Genomic DNA, 16,314 nt, shown 5'->3' with positions numbered 1-16,314 from the left:
TTTAATTATATTACAATAATCAACTTGTTTTGTAATATTAATCTTTTGTGGTGCCACACTAGCAGTTTTCAACAACTAATGTGGCACCCTTATTTTTTACGATTTCTTACTTGTATCTTCATCTTTTATATCTTCATTTTTACCTATATAATATATAGATGCTAAAAGTTCTATAAAAACTGTAGAAGGAATATTTTCTTTTACTTAATCATTTTTAGTTACAATATATATTTGTCCATCTGCTTGCAATCCTGCAAATATTACATCTTCTAAGTTGTGAACATTTTTCAATTTTAACTGTTCAAGAACCCATTCTTCGTTCTTTTGAATTTGTTCTAAGTGTGTATACAGTATATTTCCATCTAAGATGAGCTCTACCATCATGCCTGATTTAGGCTTTTGAATATGCATATCTTCTGCTGTCACTGTATTCTTTTCTGCTTTTTTTAAGACACTAAGTTTACCGTCAGGCTCCAATATGGCTATTTCAACATCAGTAATATAAAATATATCTTTTACTCTAAGTTGCATGAGTAAATCTCCAATATTATATTTAGCCTTTTTCATATTTTTAGATATAACTTTTCCATTATTTATTATTAATAGAGGTTCACTATTTATCAACAGTCTCAATTTTATATTTTTTAAAGTTATCTCTGAAATTAATAAAGTAATAAGACTCCATATGATAATTGAAAAGCATCCCTCAAATACATTTACATTTTTATCAACTGAAGCAACTGCTGCTATAGAGCCAATTGTTGCTCCAAGAACATAGTCAAAATATGTTAGTTGAGAAAGCTGTTTTCTACCCATAATTCTTGTGAAAAGAAGCATAACCAAATATGTAGCAACTGACCTAAGAAATAGAATTAAATAATTATTCATTTATCCACCTTCCAATCAAATAATACCTATATATTATTTGCAATTCATTTCAACTTATTTATTTTAATTTTCATTAGAGATAAAAATAAAGAAATTAGTGTGTAAAATTTAACAAAAAGTTATTGACCATTACCTTAGGTCACCCTCTATAATTAAATCAATGAGAATTTAGATGTATTAAAATAATTAAGTTTATATGCCTTACTAGGAGGGTTTTATGGAGGAAAAGTTATATACAGCAGGCATTTTCGCCAACAAAGCTGGAGTTACTATTAGAACTATAAGATTTTATGATAAACAGGGTTTGCTTAGGCCATCGGCCTATAGTGATTCTGGTTATAGGCTTTATACAGATAGTGATTTTGCTAAACTTCAAAGGATATTAACATTAAAATATATAGGATTTTCATTAGCAGATATTAAGACGGCTATAGATAAATCAGATGCCGAGAGCAATTTAAAGACTTCTCTACAGATGCAAAAAGAAGCTATGCATAATAAAATTGCCCATATGAAGCTGGTTATAGATGCAATAGATAAGGCTGAGGATATGGTCAATACAAGTGAGAACTTAGATTGGGACAAGGTGATTGACATTATCAGGGTTATTAATGCGGAGAAGAGTATTTTAGAGCAATACAGAAATTCATCCAATCTTGTTAAGAGAATAAATATTCATGATAAGTTCAGTGTAAACAAGACAGGGTGGTATAAGTGGCTTATGTCTAAGTTTAGGCTTGCTTCAAATATGAAGGTTTTAGAACTTGGATGTGGAAATGGAGTGATGTGGCAGTACTATATTAATGAAGTACCTGAAAGTTGTGAGATTATGCTTACTGATCTTTCAGAGGGGATGCTTAATGATACTAGACTAAACCTAAAAGAGTATGTTGATAGGTTCAACTTTAAGCTTGCAGATGCTCATAATATTCCGTTCAAAGATGAAAGTTTTGATGTAGTTATAGCTGACCACATGTTGTTTTATTGTAACGATAGAAGAAAAGTTTTTGAAGAAGTGCAAAGAGTGCTTAAAAAAGGTGGATATTTTTACTGTTCAACAGTAGGGAAAGGGCATATGAAGGATTTGGAGAAGTTACTTTATAGTTTTCATAAAGATCTTGTTATGTCAGAATTTGATATAGCTTCAGAATTTGGTTTAGAGAATGGTGAAAATCAGCTAAGTGAATTTTTTCAGCAAGTTAAGAGATATGATTATGAAGATAACTTGCTTGTAACTGAAGCTGAACCTCTAGTACAATATGTATATTCTACTCATGGCAATGTAAATGAAGTTTTAAAGGATAGAAGGGAACAGTTTGAAGAATATGTAGAAGAGGAAATGCATAAGGCAGGCAGTATATTTATTACTAAGAAATCAGGTTTATTTGAAAGCAGAAAATTATAGGGGATGATTATTTATGGAGATATCAGTATCAACGGGATTATATTATACAAAAACTTATATTGAAATACTTGGTATGATTAAGGAGACAAGCTGCAAGAATATAGAGATATTTTTGAATCAAGCTTTTATTGATGTTCCAGTAGAGGAACTAAAAGAAGAAGTTGAAAAGAGAAATTTAAATGTGTTAAGCATTCATACACCATTAGAATTTATAGCTTTTCCAAGAAAAGAAGATGAAGAGTTTTGGATAAAGAAAGCTATTGAAATGGCCAAAGTTTTTAATGCACAAACTATAGTAACTCATATGGTTTATGAGGATTATTCTAAAAGATGGATTAACTTAGATGAGCTTCATAAAAAGAATATTTTAAAATACAAGGATACTAAAGAAGTATGCTTAACCACAGAAAATTTCCCTTATGTTGAGGCAGCGAGCTTTCTAGGAAAAGAAGCAGAGTTTATAGAATTTATTGAGGACAATGATGTAAACATAACTTTTGATACAACACACTGTGCTGCAAGTAACGTATCCATTCTGGATTTTTATGAAAAAACCAAGAAACACATAAAAAATATACATTTAAGTGATTTTAAAGATGGAGTAGAGCACATGATTTTAGGACATGGCAATCTACCATTAAAAGAACTGCTAGGAAAGTTAAAGGAAGATAACTATAAGGGAACCATAACTGTAGAGTTAGACTTTGACAATAAGAAAAGAAACAATGTGGAGAATCTTAAACAGGCATCAGAAGAAATTCAGAAGTGTATAGGTTATATAAATAAGTCCATATGCTAGTTTATTTTGAGATGCCTAAAGAACTTTGAGAATTGATGAAGAAAGTAATGTTAAATTAAGATAAACTACCTTATTAATTGTAACTATGAGTGGAGTTACAACTAGTAAGGTAGTTTTAATTATTATAAAGGTAAATTAGATGAGAAGTTTCTTTTATTTAGTATTCTAATAGTGATATTAAACAGAAAATATCCAATTAAAGAAAAGATAAAATTAACTATAGCATAATCTATATGACAACTACCAAATCTAAATATAAGTTCAACAACTTCAAATAAAATTACTACAAAAATTAAAGCTTTTACATTATATATAATGTTATGGATTTTATTTAGTGCTGATGGGATAAGGTAGCCAATTGGTATAAAAAAGGGGGCTATCGAAAGTTCTGTAATAATAAATCCATCTATATGATGATTTACAATTCTCATTATTATCATTCTGAAAGGAACTAAATTTGCAAGTTGATAACAAAAATTGGGACTAAAGGTAAGACATAAATTTGTTCGTAAAATTAGAAAAAATAAATCAATGCTTATTAATATTATCGATAGGTATTGCATGAGTTTGGGTACAGTGTTTATGTTTGAATTTAATTCATATGAAAATTCTTCTTCAGTTCCTAATTCATTTAAGGCTTTATTTAAAGCTGCATTTTTATCTAAACCTGCAGCTATATAGTTATCATATTTATTATTGAAGCTCGAATATAAATATTCCTTTAAATCACTTTTTTCATCTTTTGAAAGATTTGTATTTCTAATTATTTTATTGATGTGTTTATCAACGAAACTATTCATTATTGATCTTCCTCCAAATTTATTAAATTATTTATTAGTGAATTAATATTTAAGTAGTCTGAAAGGTTGGTTGTTAGATATTCAGAGCCTAAGGGTGTTATTTCGTAATACTTTCTGCGAGGATACGACAGAGTTTCAGACCAAGAAGATTTTATATATCCTTGTTGTTCAAGTCTAAGTAATGCTGTATACAAGGAACTTTCCTTTAGCGTTATAGTACTATTGCTTAATTTATCTATAGTGCTAGCTAGCTCATATCCATAAGTTGTTCTTTTAGATAAAACAAGTAGAAGTATGATATTTAAAGTTCCTTTAAGCAACTCTTTGTTCATATAAATTATCACCTCTATTACATCATAACAAGTTATACTTCGTATTACAAGGTATAAATGAAAAAAATGTATATTATGACAAATTTAATTATGGTATAATTTAATCAAGATATTTAAGCAGTGAGTAAGCATATATATTAAATTATTTGGAGGAAACATATATGTATAATATTACGCAAATTAAGGCTGGTTCTAATTGTTACCTTGTATCACAAGAAGATTCATCTATCTTGATAGATACAGGATTAAAAGGAAATGAGAAGAAAATATTAGAAGCATGCCAAGGGAAAAATGTAAAACTAATTGTGTTAACCCATGGTCATATTGATCATATCCAAAATGCGGCATATCTTGCAAAACAATTGCAGGTACCTATAGCAATGCATAAAAGTGATGTTGTTTTGATACAAAATAATCTATGTCGAGAAATGAAATCGAAAGGATTTCTTGGGAATATAGTGAGATTTTTCTCTGTAATGAGTGCAAAACATACAGTGATTCAATCCTTTATTCCAGAGGTGATTTTAAAAGAAGGAGATAAGCTTCTAAAATATGGAATAGATGGAGAGGTTCTTGAATTGCCTGGTCATACGGAAGGTTCCATCGGGATTATGTTAGGAAACAATTTATTCGTAGGAGATGCATTAATGAATATGTTTGGCCCTGGAGAATCATTGCTGTATGAAAATTATGAAGAGATGCAAAAGAGTGCAAAGAAAATTACAGATGAAGGGAAGAAAATAATTTACTTTGGACATGGGAAGGCAGTTGAAAACCGTAGATGGGTAAGATGATATGCAAAGAAAAATTATATAATATTTAAAATCAAAAGCACTAATCTCAGAAGATTAGTGCTTTTATTAGTTAGCAGGGTACATTTTAAAGAATATGCCTCTAGCAATTGGTCCTACTATAAGTAATTGAAGAGGTAGTGCACATATAAAGTTCATTCCCCAAGCTTTTAAAAACAATAGTGGAAAGTCTGCTGATATTCCCATGTGAGCAGCTGATACAATTAATGTTATACAAAAACTCATGCCACAAACCATGAAAAATGAAATAAGTAAAACTTTCTTAATTAGTGGAGCATTATGATCTACTATTTTTGCTACAATTGATTTTGCAATTTTACCAACAACGAACCAATCTAAAATTAGTGCTACAAAAAAGACAGGCAAAAAGCCCATTAGAGTTTCCTTTAGTAAAGAACTATTAATTCCATTTCTTAAAATAACATTGTATAAAGCCATTCCGAAAACCATTAGTGCACAACATATAAGTGTAAATATAAAATTTTCTTTTTTATTTTTTCCCATTATGAATCTCCTTTTATAATAAATTGTAATCTTGGTTGACAATTTATTATAGCATCAAAATTTAAACATTGTCAACTTGGTTGACTATACTTTAAGCTATAAATGTATTATAATAAACATATGAAATTCAAAAAGAAATCTATATCAATGCCAAGTATAGTGCAAAGGAATGTGTATTTTATTAGAATATAAATAGTTTACTGGTATAATAGGTTGTTCAAGAAAAAGAGTTTAAACAAAAGAGAGGTTATTCTTATGATGGATGATTATTTACAAGAGTTGAATTTAATAGATTTAATTAGTGAAAAGCATAAAAAACTTCGAAGGGAAGTTATGAAGTTATGGTTAGAAAATGGAGGAGAAGAAGTGACTGACACTGAAGCTCATATGCTTGCAATGCTAGAGAAAAGCAGCCTTACCATAGCAGAAAGTGCAAGAAAGGTAGGGGTAACAAGACAGGCAGCTCATAAATGTGCCAAAAAGTTAATTGAGCAGGGTTACATTAAGATGGAAGATATTGAAGGCAACAAGCGTGATAAGCTAATTGTCTTAACGGAAAAAGGCAAGGTTTATTGCAGTGAAATGTTGAAGATAAAAAAGAAGATGGAAGAAGAAATCTCTATGAAAATAGGTAGAGATAATGTTGAGATGATAAAAATGTATCTAAGAAGAGATTGGATAGGAGATTAAATAAGTGGAAATAAATAAGAAATCACTATCATTGAAAACATGATAGTGATTTTGAATATATAATCATTAAGCTTGAGGTTTCAATATAACCTTTATGCAGTTGTCTTCTTTGCCATCAAATATTTTATAGGCATGTTCACCCTTATCAATGGAAAGCTTATGAGTTATTATATCTCTTGCATCAAATTTACCATTTTTAATTAAGTCTAATATAGGGTCTATGTAAGAGTTAGCAGGACATTGACCCATTTTCAATGTTACATTTCTAGAGAAGAAGTCGCCTAAAGGAAAGTTATTGTATCTGGCTCCATAAACTCCTGTTAGCATGACAGTTCCACCTTTTCTTACTGCCTGAGTTGCTATTTCAATGGCGGATTTTGATCCTCCTTGAAGCTTAAGCATTGTTTCTACCTTTTCAATATTAGACATTTTACCATCCATTCCAACGCAGTCTATAACAGCATCTGCTCCTCCATGAGTGATTTCTTTAAGGTATTCTCCAGTATTATCATGTTCCTGAAAGTTTACTGTTTCTACTTGGTTGTATTTTTTGGCATGTTCTAATCTATAATCTATACAATCAACAGCAATTACTCTTTTTGCTCCCTTATATATAGCCCATTTTTGTGTTAATAAGCCTACAGGACCGCAACCTAGAACTACTACAGTGTCTCCTACCTTTACTCCAGCCATATCAACGCTCCAAAGGGAAGTTGGTAAAATATCAGTTAAAAATAGAACTTGCTCATCAGTTAGTTCTTCTGGAATGACTTTAGGACCTACGTTAGCGTAAGGAACTCTTAGATATTGTGCTTGACCGCCATCATAACCTCCAAAAGTATCACTATAACCTAGTATTGCACCAATTTCTCCATTAGAATTAGAATTATCGCACTGACTCCATAAATCATGTTCACAATACCAGCAGTGGCCACAAGCAACAGGAAAGGGAACAATGACTCTGTCACCTTTTTTTAAGTTACTTACCTCTTTGCCAGCTTCCTCAACTATTCCCATAGTCTCATGACCCAATATAAAGCCCTTTGGCATATTAGGAACAAGTCCATGAATTAAGTGAAGATCTGATCCGCAGATAGCTGTTGAAGTTACTCTTACGATTATATCATCAGCTTTTTCAATTTTAGGGTCTTTAACTTCTTTTACTTTAACATTTCTTATACCTTCATAAACAATTGCCTTCATTAATTTTCACCTCCGTTTAATACTAATTAGTATGACCATGTGTAATTGTTAATATAGCTATTTTTAAAGAAAATTCAGCTCATATTTAAGAGACAAAACGTTTCACTGGTAGTATAATAATGTTAACAGAGTAATAAATATACACAAAATACTATGGGAAAAGAGGGGTAGAAATGGAAGAAACAAAATTTTTCGTACAAGAGATTTGCAAGGATGTTTATTTAATTGATGCTGATGGAAAGTGTGCAGCATACTTAGTAGTAGGTGAAAGTAAGGCAGTCTTAATTGATACAACTTTGGGCTTCGGAGATATATATTCTTTGGTAAAAGGGCTAACAAATTTGCCAGTAGTTGTTGTAAACACCCATGCACATTGTGATCATGTATGGGGAAATTATCAATTTGAAGAAGCATATATATCAGAAGCTGATATGACCTTGTATAAAGAGACTTTTTCAGCAGAGGAAAAAAGAAAGCTATTTGAAATGAACATGAGTCATAATCCATCTGCTGATATTAATGAAGAAGAGGTTGAAAGCTGGATCAATCTTAAATCATGCAAGGTATTACCAATAAAGGCTGGAGATGTGATAGATATAGGTAATAAGCAATTGAAAGTTATTGAATTACCAGGACATACTGCTGGAAGTATTGCCTTATTAGATGAGCAAGATAAAACCTTATTTGGAGGTGATTCTATAATAGGATGGTTGTGGATGCAGTTACCAGAGTCTGTAACTTTAACTAAGTACCTAAATAGCATGAAAGAACTTAAAAAACATTGTTCTGAGTTTAATTATATATATACTGGACATGCTAGATGCAATGATAAGCCATTTAATGTATCTATAATAGATGATATTATAAATGATGTGGGGAAAATTATTGACGGAACTGTAGTTGGGTCTCAGTTTAAGGATGAGAGATTTGAAGGTTTAGAGTGCAAATTTGAAAATTGGAGCATTTTATATGATGGTGAGAAGGTTAAATAGAGGAAGAAAAAATATATAAATTTATATTAGTATTGCAAATAAATTGTTAATACTATATAATGATTACAATTTAATTTTGATAGGGCATCTGAAAATAGACTAGCATATAAGCCTATTTGTTTTTAGAGGTCTAAATAAGGAGAGGTATTATGAACGCATTTAATATAAAACTAATAAACTTTATACATCATCATCACTAGCAAGACTTGGTCTGTAAAAAGCAGATGCAAGTCTATGTTTGTAGGCTTGTATCTGCTGGTGATGATGAATTAAATGCATTCATAATTTGTTGAGCCATGTAGGAGATACGCCTACATGGTTTTTTTGCATTTAAAATATTATATGAGGAGAGATATATATGAAAAACAATAAAATAAAACCAAGTATACTACCAGGGTTTATGGAATTACTACCAAGAGATCAGCAAGCTTTTAATGACATAGTAAGAAAAATCACAAAGGTTTATGAAGAAAGTGGATTTCTGCCAATGGATACACCAATAATAGAAAAATCAGAAGTGCTACTTGCAAAATCAGCAGGAGAAACTGAAAAGCAAGTATATAGATTTAATAAGGGAAGCAATGATTTGTCCTTAAGGTTTGACTTAACAGTGCCAGTGGCAAGATTTGTAGCTCAATATTTTAATGAGCTGACCTTCCCATTTAAAAGATATCAAATAGGAAAAGTATATAGAGGGGAAAGAAATCAAAGGGGAAGATATAGAGAGCTTTATCAATGCGATATAGATGTTATAGGCAATGAAAAGTTAAGCATAAATAATGATGCGTTGGTAATAAGTATGGCATCCAAAGCATTTAAGGCGATAGGCCTAGAAAATTATAAATTTCAGATAAGTAATAGAAAAATATTAGCTGCAATATTAAAAGAATTAGAGATAATTGAAACTACTGAAGTTATGACTTTAATTGATAAGTATGACAAGATTGGTGAAACTTCATTTGCTGAGCAATTAATTGAAACAGTTGGAGCAGAGAAGAGCAGTGTTATAAATAAGGTAATTAACATGCAAGGAAATGGTGATGAGATGATAGCTAAATTAGAAGAGCTAAGGATAAACTCACAAGAACTGAAAACAGGAATTGAGGAACTTAAGCAAGTATTAAGTATGCTAACAATTTTAGGGGTAGGGGAAGATGAATATGTTGTAAACTTAAAGATTATAAGAGGATTAGATTATTACACAGGAACAGTGTTTGAAACCTTTTTGTTAGGCAATGAAGTTTATGGCTCTATTTGCTCAGGTGGCAGATATGATAGCCTAGCGCAAAATTATACAGATAAAGTCTTACCTGGAGTTGGGATATCTATTGGGCTTACCAGGTTGTTCTTTGTTCTAAAAGAAATTGGTTTTATAGATAAATATGTAGTTGAAAGTTCAGTGGAGTATTTAATTATACCAATTGGGGATACCTTGGAGTTTTGCGGAGAACTCTATAAGAAGTTGTTAAGCAGTGGTAAAGGTGTAGAAATTTATTTAGAAGATAACGATAAGTTAAAGAAAAAATTAAGTTACGCAAATAAATTAGGCATACCTAAGGTTATTATTGTGGGTGAAGATGAAGTTGCAACAGGCGTAATAAAGGTTAAAGATATGATAAATGGAGATGATTATATATTAAATGCTGATAAAATATAAGATTATATTAGAGAAGTGTATATAGCAACACTATACAAAGGCATATAGAATATTATATAATTTAATCATATTTGGGAAAGACTGTATTCAAAATTTTAAGAGAAAGGAGAGTTTGTTATGGATCAACTTTGGCCAATGAAGACACGCAGATGCTCCAAGCGAAGACCACAAGAAAATATATTTAGAATAATTCGTTTGGAGCTAAATTTTTAAATAACTGATATTATGATAGAGCATATCCATCATAAAAGGGATTTAATAATTTTGCTCTAAAGAAATATAATTGTGGTTTTTGCTTTTAGGCATCTGAAAGTACAGAGGTTTATATACTAGTGTATTTGGACTGGGTGTTTATTTTTAGATGTCTCAACCTAAAGAAATATTAGGGAGGAGCAAATATTATGGATTATATTAAAGCACAAAATGTTCTGCCAGAACACATAGTGAAAATAATTCAACAGTATGTTGATGGTGGATATATATACATTCCTAGAAAAGAGGAAAATCACAAAGCTTGGGGAGAAAATAGCGGTACAAAAGAAAGCCTTAAAATGCGCAATAATGAGATCTATATTAAATATATAGAAGGAATGAAGATTGCAGAATTGGCAAAAGAATATTTTCTCTCAGAGCAGAGTATACGTAGAGTTATAAGCAAAGAAAAAGAACTTTTCTCAAGAACTCTACATAAATGTTTATGAAATTGAATAATTGGCAAAAACTGTGGTACTATCAAGGTATAGCCACAGTTTTTTTATTTTTAAGGCAAACATGATATGAGGGATTAAGAAAGTGATTAAAGTTAAGGAAATTGTGGGACCTTCAATTTAAAGAAATAAGAAATAGTAAGGGGATAGATTGATGAATAATGTGGATATAGAGAAAGATTGGAATGATATGGCTCAGGCATATGAAGATTTTACTGCAGGTGAAGATTCATATAGTAATAAAATTGAGTGGATGGCAATAAAAACTATGCTTCCAAATCTTAAAGATAAGAGAATAATTGATTTGGGGTGCGGAACTGGAAGGTTTAGTTTTCTTTTTGAAGAGTTTCAACCAAAGCAAATTGTTGGCTTAGATATGTCAGAAGCAATGATCAAAATAGGTAAGGAAATTAAAAATGAAAGAGGATCTATTGTACAATTTTTGCACAAAAATATAGAAGATATGTCTGAAATTCAAGATAATAGTTTTGATTTTATTTTCTCATCAACTACTCTACATTATATAGAAAATTTGAATAGAGTAATGAGAGATATTTATAGGATTCTAGCTAAGGAAGGTACATGTATTTTATCTGTAATCAATCCTGTTTATTCAGCATGCTATCCAGTAATAAAAGATGCTGTAAGCTTTCCAAAGGATGAGGATTGGACAATTAGATATTTAGATAAAAGCTTAAGGGCCTATATACAGCCTTGGATTGAATACAATGATAACATTGAGGATAGTCTTTCATATAGTTATCATCATACTATGGCAGACTATATAAATGCTATTGTTAAATCAGGAATAGTAATTGAAGAATTAGTAGAACCATTACCACCAGAAGAATGGAAGACTTGTAATTTGGACAGATATTTAGGGTATATAAATACTCCAGTATATACAGTTTTTAAACTTAAAAAGTGTATATAGAATTTAACTATTATGTTTGGAGGGATTCGATGATTTATTATAAAGATGAGAAGATCATAATTAGAGATATTTGCAGTGAAGATGCTATTAATCTGTTTATTTGTAGGATAGATAGAGAAATAAATTTACATGATCCAAGACCACTTCCTCACACCAGTAAGGAGTTATTGGCTGAATGTAGGGATTATTGTAATACATTTGATAAGGAAGTAATGAACGAAGTTATTGAGGAAAGAAAGTACAAGTATTTTATTATTACAAATAATACAGGTGATTTTATAGGCTTTGTTAATTTATTTGGTATAGATAAGGCTAAAAAGCAAGGTGAGATGGGGATAATTATAGGAGACAAGAGATACTGGAGAAGAGGAGTTGCATATACTGCACTAAAATTAGTTATAAAATATATATTTGAGAATATGGATATTGATAGAATATATATTGAAACTGGTGAAACCAATGAACCAGCCTTGAAATTGTTTGATAAGCTTGATTTTAAGCAGTGTGGTGAATACATTGAGGATGAGAATTTCAGGTTTATAGTTATGGAAAAATGCAGGAGTGAGTTGATAGTATGATTAAAGGGAATAAGATATCTTTTAGACCAGTACAAATATCTGATGCTGAAATTTTATGCAAATGGTATAACAATGGAGAGTTGATGAAGCATGTAGGCTTTAATAATGGACTTAATACAAGTGCAGACAAGCTTTCAGCGAATATAGCTAAAGAAGTTGAAGATAAAGATAAAAATAGAAGCAGAAGGAGATTTATTGTAATAGAAAATTCAACAGATATGCCAATAGGTGAAGTATCATTTGGAAATTTGGATTTAAAAAATAAATCTTGTGATATAGGAATAAAAATTTGTGTTTTAGACAAGCAAGGCATGGGGTACGGATATGATGCTTTGAATACATTCTTAAATTACCTGTTTAAGACCTATAATCTGCACCGTATAGAGTTAGACACTCTATTGGAAAATGTAAGAGCACAGCATCTTTATGAGAAGGTTGGGTTTAAGAGAATAGGCCTGAAGCGAGATTGCTGGTTAGACCCGCAAAATTGCTACAGAAGTGCAATATTGATGGATATTTTAAGAGAAGAATTTATTGTGAAGAGGATAATTAGGAAAAATTAAAAGTGTTATGGGGGAGCAAGTGAAGTAATGAAAGTACATTTTCAAGAATTTAAAAACGAAATAGATACTCTAGTTGAGTTTCTAACATCAGATACTTGGGAGTTTTATGGAACACCAAATCCGAAGCCAGAAAGAATTAGAGCAAGTTATGAAAATAATTATTATACTGGTGATGACTGTAAAACATTTTGGATTATTTCAGAGGATGACATAAAAGTAGGGACATTAAGAGTATATGATTTAGAAGATGGTGATCCATTATTTGATATAAGAATTTTAAGTAAATGCAAAGGTATGGGAATTGGAACAATAGCTGTTAATTGGCTTGTTGCATATGTATTTAATAATTATTCTGATAAAGATAGAATAGAAGCTAATACAAGACAAGATAATTATGCGATGAGATGTGTATTCCACAAGTGTGGTTTTGTTAAAGAAGCACACCACAGAAAGGCTTGGGTAGGTCAAGATGGGATACCCTATGATGCAATTGGCTATGGAATTACTAAGGAAGATTGGCAAAGTGGAAAAGTTACTCCTCTAAACTGGAATGATTTTAAGTGCTAGCACTTAAAATCAATTAATAACTTGTAAATACTTGTAGGACAGACATAAATATGTTAAATTAAACTAATAATATTTAAGAAAATTATGTTTTTAAAGGGGTATTTATGAGTGAAATTATTAAAATAACTGAGGAACAAATAATTGAATGTACAGACCTTTATATAAATGTGTTTAACGCAGCACCATGGAATGATAATTGGACAGTAGAAACTGCACGTAGAAGATTGAATGATATGTATATTGCACCTAATTTTGAAGGGTTAGCTTATGTTGAAGCTGGAAAGGTGAAGGCAGCAGTCTTTGGCAACTATGAACAATTTTATGATGGCATACATTATAATTTAAGAGAGTTCTTTGTGTCTAATGAAATGCAAGGAATGGGAATAGGCAGCAGATTGATAGCTGAATTGGAGAGAGCCCTAAAGAAAATAGGAATTACAACAATATATCTATTTACTTCTAAAGGAAATAAAACAAGCGAGTTTTATCTGAATAATAATTACAGTGAGTGGGACGGTATGGCTATGATGGGGAAGGATATATAATTTATTAGAGTGTGGACAAAATCCACACTCGTGTTTTTTTATTAAAAGATTATTTGTAGACATATGAGATTGATATAGAAATTTTTTGATTATACCTGAATAGAAGATTCTTGTGATTTATGGTGTGATTTTAGTTTTGATAATAAAACATATACTATATAACCTAATAAAGAACCTAAGGTATTCATAAGAACATCATCAATTTGTGCATATCTGCCAGAAAACATTTGAAGAAACTCAATGCTTCCAGAGAATATCAATGCAATTAAAAGATTAAGTAACCACTTGCTCTTTATTTTTTTAAATATTATTGGTGTGAAAAAACCAAATGGAGCCAAGAGAAGTAAGTTTAATAACATGGCAGCTGATAAGCCATCTTCAAAGGGCTTAAGACTATAATGAATGTGACCATTTAACACTTCTGTAAATCTAAACTCCATACCGATGATTCCTGTAATCCTTAATATTGTATAAACATTAAGAATCCATGCAAACTCACAGAGCATAATAGCAGGTTTAAATTCAATCTTCCTTTTTATAAGCCATTTTATACAAGTTATAAACATAAAAATAATAAAAGATATAGGTACACTTTTTATAACAAAACCAATTCCCTCTCTAACATAGTTTGTTAACATATTAGCAATCTCCTTTTACTGTACAACTATAATGTTTAATTATATACATATTATACAATTATTTCAATATAAAAGATAGAAGGTTTTTATTATATGGCATATATTTATGATACTGTGAAAAGAATGTAAAAAGTTGTACAATAGTAGGAAATGTAGATGTTCAATATATAAGATAAAAGATATAAGTATTAAGGGGGAAATAAAGTGGAAAAAGATACAGATTTAAAGATTTCAGACATGTTAAAGTTATCAAAGGATTTATGGGAGTTACATAAGGACACATGGTCACCTATGGAGCCTGCCTACGGGAGAAACTCCATTCTTTATATGATTGAAGAGATAGGAGAGGTCATTGCAATAGTAAAGAAGAAGGGTGAAGAAAATATTATGGAAGACCCTGTAGTAAGGGAAAGATTTGTTGAGGAGCTTGGGGATGTTGTGATGTATTTTATGGATGTTTTAAATAGATACCACATAAGTGCAGAAGAATTTTCTAACGAATATCTTAAAAAGATGGAAACAAACATGAAGAGGGACTATGAAAAGCAATATAAGGAATTGAAATAATTTTTGCAATTTAAAAGGCTATGTACTAATTTTAGTGCAATAGCCTTTTAATGTATTATATAGACTAATTAGCGAGCAGATACAAGCTTCAATCCAACTATGCCAACTACTATAAATCCTATACAAATTAATCTAATTATATCAAAAGGTTCTTTGAATAATATTATTCCTAAAATCACTGTACCAACCGTACCAATTCCAGTCCAAATCGCATAAGCTGTGCCTAGCGGAAGATTCTTTAATGCTAATGATAAAAAATAAAAACTTGTTATCATACCTGCTATTGTAAATATACTTGGCAGAAGTCTTGTGAATCCTTGGGAGTACTTCAATCCTACAGCCCAACCTACTTCAGAAAAACCTGCTAAAATTAAAAAAAACCATGTCATAAGTTTCACTCCTTATAGCTATGAATCTGTTTAGTTACATATCTAGCAGTGCTTTTGAAATTTCATCCATTCTTTCATCAGATATTCCAAGTTTTTTCTTAAATCTTTCATCATTTATTCTTTCTACAATTACCTTGTCTGGAGACAATTCACTAATAACATTTTTTATCTTATTAACAGATTCATCTGTATCGTTGTAGCCTTTAATAATTGTTACTTCTAAAATAAATTTACCTTCATATTTTTTATTAAATAAAATCATATTTGAAATATATTCTTTAAGTGTATATCCTTCAATTGGTCTTTGGATTTTTTGAAAGTCTTCTTCAGAAATTGCTTTTATCTCTCCAATGACTTCATCACACTTAGCAGCTATTTGTGCATATTCATCTCTACCCAATAAATAGCCGTTGGATAATAACCTTACAGGTACCCCTTTACTTTTTATTAGAGCTAAAATATCACTAATTTTACTATTTACAAGGGCTTCACCTTTTGAATTGATATAAACTAATTCTGGTTTATGATTTTCTATCATATCTTCAAGTTCCTTTAGTGAATTATCCATTTCATCAAATGACCGCTGTGTATCCACTTTGTTATAAGACCTTCCAATAGGGCAGAATATGCAGTCAAAATTACAATGCTTTTCAGGAAGTATATTTACTTCCAATACCCTTTTACCATCTTCAATATAAATATCTTTGTAACTAAAATTACTCATTACTATATCCTCCTTGATTA

At 30.5% G+C, this 16,314-nt stretch carries 21 protein-coding genes; 13 read left to right on the top strand and 8 right to left on the bottom strand.

Going from position 1 to position 16,314, the window contains the following annotated elements; translation table 11 throughout:
- Positions 1 to 204 precede the first annotated feature (204 nt).
- Positions 205 to 888, bottom strand: coding sequence for a DUF421 domain-containing protein (locus tag OCU47_RS17285; protein ID WP_261829843.1), 684 nt, complete (start codon positions 886 to 888; stop codon positions 205 to 207).
- 217 nt (positions 889 to 1,105) lie between these two features.
- On the opposite strand from OCU47_RS17285, the gene OCU47_RS17280 reads away from it, so the two are divergent.
- Positions 1,106 to 2,293 (top strand): MerR family transcriptional regulator, encoded by a 1,188-nt coding sequence (locus OCU47_RS17280; RefSeq protein ID WP_261829842.1) that lies wholly within the window; start codon positions 1,106 to 1,108, stop codon positions 2,291 to 2,293.
- A 13-nt stretch (positions 2,294 to 2,306) separates the two neighbouring features.
- Positions 2,307 to 3,092: a sugar phosphate isomerase/epimerase family protein gene (locus OCU47_RS17275; protein WP_261829841.1), complete on the top strand. Its 786-nt coding sequence runs from the start codon at positions 2,307 to 2,309 to the stop codon at positions 3,090 to 3,092.
- A 122-nt stretch (positions 3,093 to 3,214) separates the two neighbouring features.
- Here OCU47_RS17275 and OCU47_RS17270 read toward each other — a convergent pair whose 3' ends face one another.
- Positions 3,215 to 3,892 carry a VanZ family protein gene (locus OCU47_RS17270; protein WP_261829840.1) on the bottom strand — a complete coding sequence of 226 codons (678 nt, stop codon included), beginning with the start codon at positions 3,890 to 3,892 and terminating at the stop codon, positions 3,215 to 3,217.
- Entirely contained in the window at positions 3,892 to 4,224 is a 333-nt protein-coding gene (locus tag OCU47_RS17265) for a PadR family transcriptional regulator (RefSeq protein ID WP_261829839.1), read from the bottom strand. The genes OCU47_RS17270 and OCU47_RS17265 overlap by 1 nt, the downstream gene beginning before the upstream one ends.
- Positions 4,225 to 4,385: 161 nt before the next feature.
- Here OCU47_RS17265 and OCU47_RS17260 point away from each other — a divergent pair, with 161 nt between their 5' ends.
- A complete protein-coding gene (locus OCU47_RS17260; protein ID WP_261829838.1) occupies positions 4,386 to 5,018 on the top strand; it encodes an MBL fold metallo-hydrolase in 633 nt (210 codons plus the stop codon).
- A 66-nt stretch (positions 5,019 to 5,084) separates the two neighbouring features.
- Here the strand turns inward: OCU47_RS17260 and OCU47_RS17255 are convergent, their stop codons facing one another.
- Complete coding sequence (locus tag OCU47_RS17255; protein WP_261829837.1) at positions 5,085 to 5,540, bottom strand: DUF2798 domain-containing protein; 456 nt, start codon at positions 5,538 to 5,540, stop codon at positions 5,085 to 5,087.
- A 255-nt stretch (positions 5,541 to 5,795) separates the two neighbouring features.
- Between OCU47_RS17255 and OCU47_RS17250 the strand changes: the two genes are divergently transcribed.
- Positions 5,796 to 6,230 carry a MarR family transcriptional regulator gene (locus tag OCU47_RS17250; protein WP_261829836.1) on the top strand — a complete coding sequence of 145 codons (435 nt, stop codon included), beginning with the start codon at positions 5,796 to 5,798 and terminating at the stop codon, positions 6,228 to 6,230.
- 66 nt (positions 6,231 to 6,296) lie between these two features.
- On the opposite strand, the gene OCU47_RS17245 is transcribed toward OCU47_RS17250, so the two are convergent.
- Complete coding sequence (locus tag OCU47_RS17245; protein ID WP_261829835.1) at positions 6,297 to 7,433, bottom strand: zinc-dependent alcohol dehydrogenase; 1,137 nt, start codon at positions 7,431 to 7,433, stop codon at positions 6,297 to 6,299.
- Between the two features lie 173 nt (positions 7,434 to 7,606).
- On the opposite strand from OCU47_RS17245, the gene OCU47_RS17240 reads away from it, so the two are divergent.
- The 8 genes from OCU47_RS17240 (at position 7,607) to OCU47_RS17205 (ending at position 13,976) form a co-directional block, all read left to right on the top strand.
- Positions 7,607 to 8,425 (top strand): MBL fold metallo-hydrolase, encoded by an 819-nt coding sequence (locus tag OCU47_RS17240; protein ID WP_261829834.1) that lies wholly within the window; start codon positions 7,607 to 7,609, stop codon positions 8,423 to 8,425.
- Positions 8,426 to 8,783: 358 nt separating this feature from the next.
- Positions 8,784 to 10,082 carry a histidine--tRNA ligase gene (hisS, locus tag OCU47_RS17235; protein ID WP_261829833.1) on the top strand — a complete coding sequence of 433 codons (1,299 nt, stop codon included), beginning with the start codon at positions 8,784 to 8,786 and terminating at the stop codon, positions 10,080 to 10,082.
- Positions 10,083 to 10,483: 401 nt separating this feature from the next.
- A complete protein-coding gene (locus OCU47_RS17230) occupies positions 10,484 to 10,783 on the top strand; it encodes a CD3324 family protein (RefSeq protein ID WP_261829832.1) in 300 nt (99 codons plus the stop codon).
- A 160-nt stretch (positions 10,784 to 10,943) separates the two neighbouring features.
- Positions 10,944 to 11,723, top strand: coding sequence for a class I SAM-dependent methyltransferase (locus OCU47_RS17225; protein WP_261829831.1), 780 nt, complete (start codon positions 10,944 to 10,946; stop codon positions 11,721 to 11,723).
- Positions 11,724 to 11,752: 29 nt separating this feature from the next.
- Positions 11,753 to 12,301 (top strand): GNAT family N-acetyltransferase, encoded by a 549-nt coding sequence (locus OCU47_RS17220; RefSeq protein WP_261829830.1) that lies wholly within the window; start codon positions 11,753 to 11,755, stop codon positions 12,299 to 12,301.
- Positions 12,298 to 12,864, top strand: a complete 567-nt coding sequence (locus OCU47_RS17215; RefSeq protein ID WP_261829829.1) for a GNAT family N-acetyltransferase — start codon at positions 12,298 to 12,300, stop codon at positions 12,862 to 12,864. The genes OCU47_RS17220 and OCU47_RS17215 overlap by 4 nt, the downstream gene beginning before the upstream one ends.
- 27 nt (positions 12,865 to 12,891) lie before the next feature.
- Complete coding sequence (locus tag OCU47_RS17210) at positions 12,892 to 13,431, top strand: GNAT family N-acetyltransferase (RefSeq protein ID WP_261829828.1); 540 nt, start codon at positions 12,892 to 12,894, stop codon at positions 13,429 to 13,431.
- A 104-nt stretch (positions 13,432 to 13,535) separates the two neighbouring features.
- The gene (locus OCU47_RS17205; RefSeq protein ID WP_261829827.1) at positions 13,536 to 13,976 is read left to right on the top strand and encodes a GNAT family N-acetyltransferase; all 441 of its coding nucleotides are present in this window, start codon (positions 13,536 to 13,538) and stop codon (positions 13,974 to 13,976) included.
- A gap of 89 nt (positions 13,977 to 14,065) precedes the next feature.
- On the opposite strand, the gene OCU47_RS17200 is transcribed toward OCU47_RS17205, so the two are convergent.
- Positions 14,066 to 14,614, bottom strand: a complete 549-nt coding sequence (locus OCU47_RS17200; protein ID WP_261829826.1) for a VanZ family protein — start codon at positions 14,612 to 14,614, stop codon at positions 14,066 to 14,068.
- A gap of 204 nt (positions 14,615 to 14,818) precedes the next feature.
- Between OCU47_RS17200 and OCU47_RS17195 the strand changes: the two genes are divergently transcribed.
- A complete protein-coding gene (locus OCU47_RS17195; protein ID WP_261829825.1) occupies positions 14,819 to 15,181 on the top strand; it encodes a MazG nucleotide pyrophosphohydrolase domain-containing protein in 363 nt (120 codons plus the stop codon).
- A 68-nt stretch (positions 15,182 to 15,249) separates the two neighbouring features.
- On the opposite strand, the gene sugE is transcribed toward OCU47_RS17195, so the two are convergent.
- Positions 15,250 to 15,570, bottom strand: a complete 321-nt coding sequence (gene sugE / locus OCU47_RS17190) for a quaternary ammonium compound efflux SMR transporter SugE (RefSeq protein ID WP_261829824.1) — start codon at positions 15,568 to 15,570, stop codon at positions 15,250 to 15,252.
- Between the two features lie 34 nt (positions 15,571 to 15,604).
- Positions 15,605 to 16,294, bottom strand: coding sequence for a radical SAM protein (locus OCU47_RS17185; protein WP_261829823.1), 690 nt, complete (start codon positions 16,292 to 16,294; stop codon positions 15,605 to 15,607).
- Between the last annotated feature and the right edge of the window lie 20 nt (positions 16,295 to 16,314).

The organism is Clostridium sp. TW13 (assembly GCF_024345225.1).
Classification (GTDB): domain Bacteria; phylum Bacillota; class Clostridia; order Clostridiales; family Clostridiaceae; genus Inconstantimicrobium; species Inconstantimicrobium mannanitabidum.
Note: the sequence above shows the minus strand (reverse complement) of the source record. Positions and strands in the feature narration are given on the sequence as shown.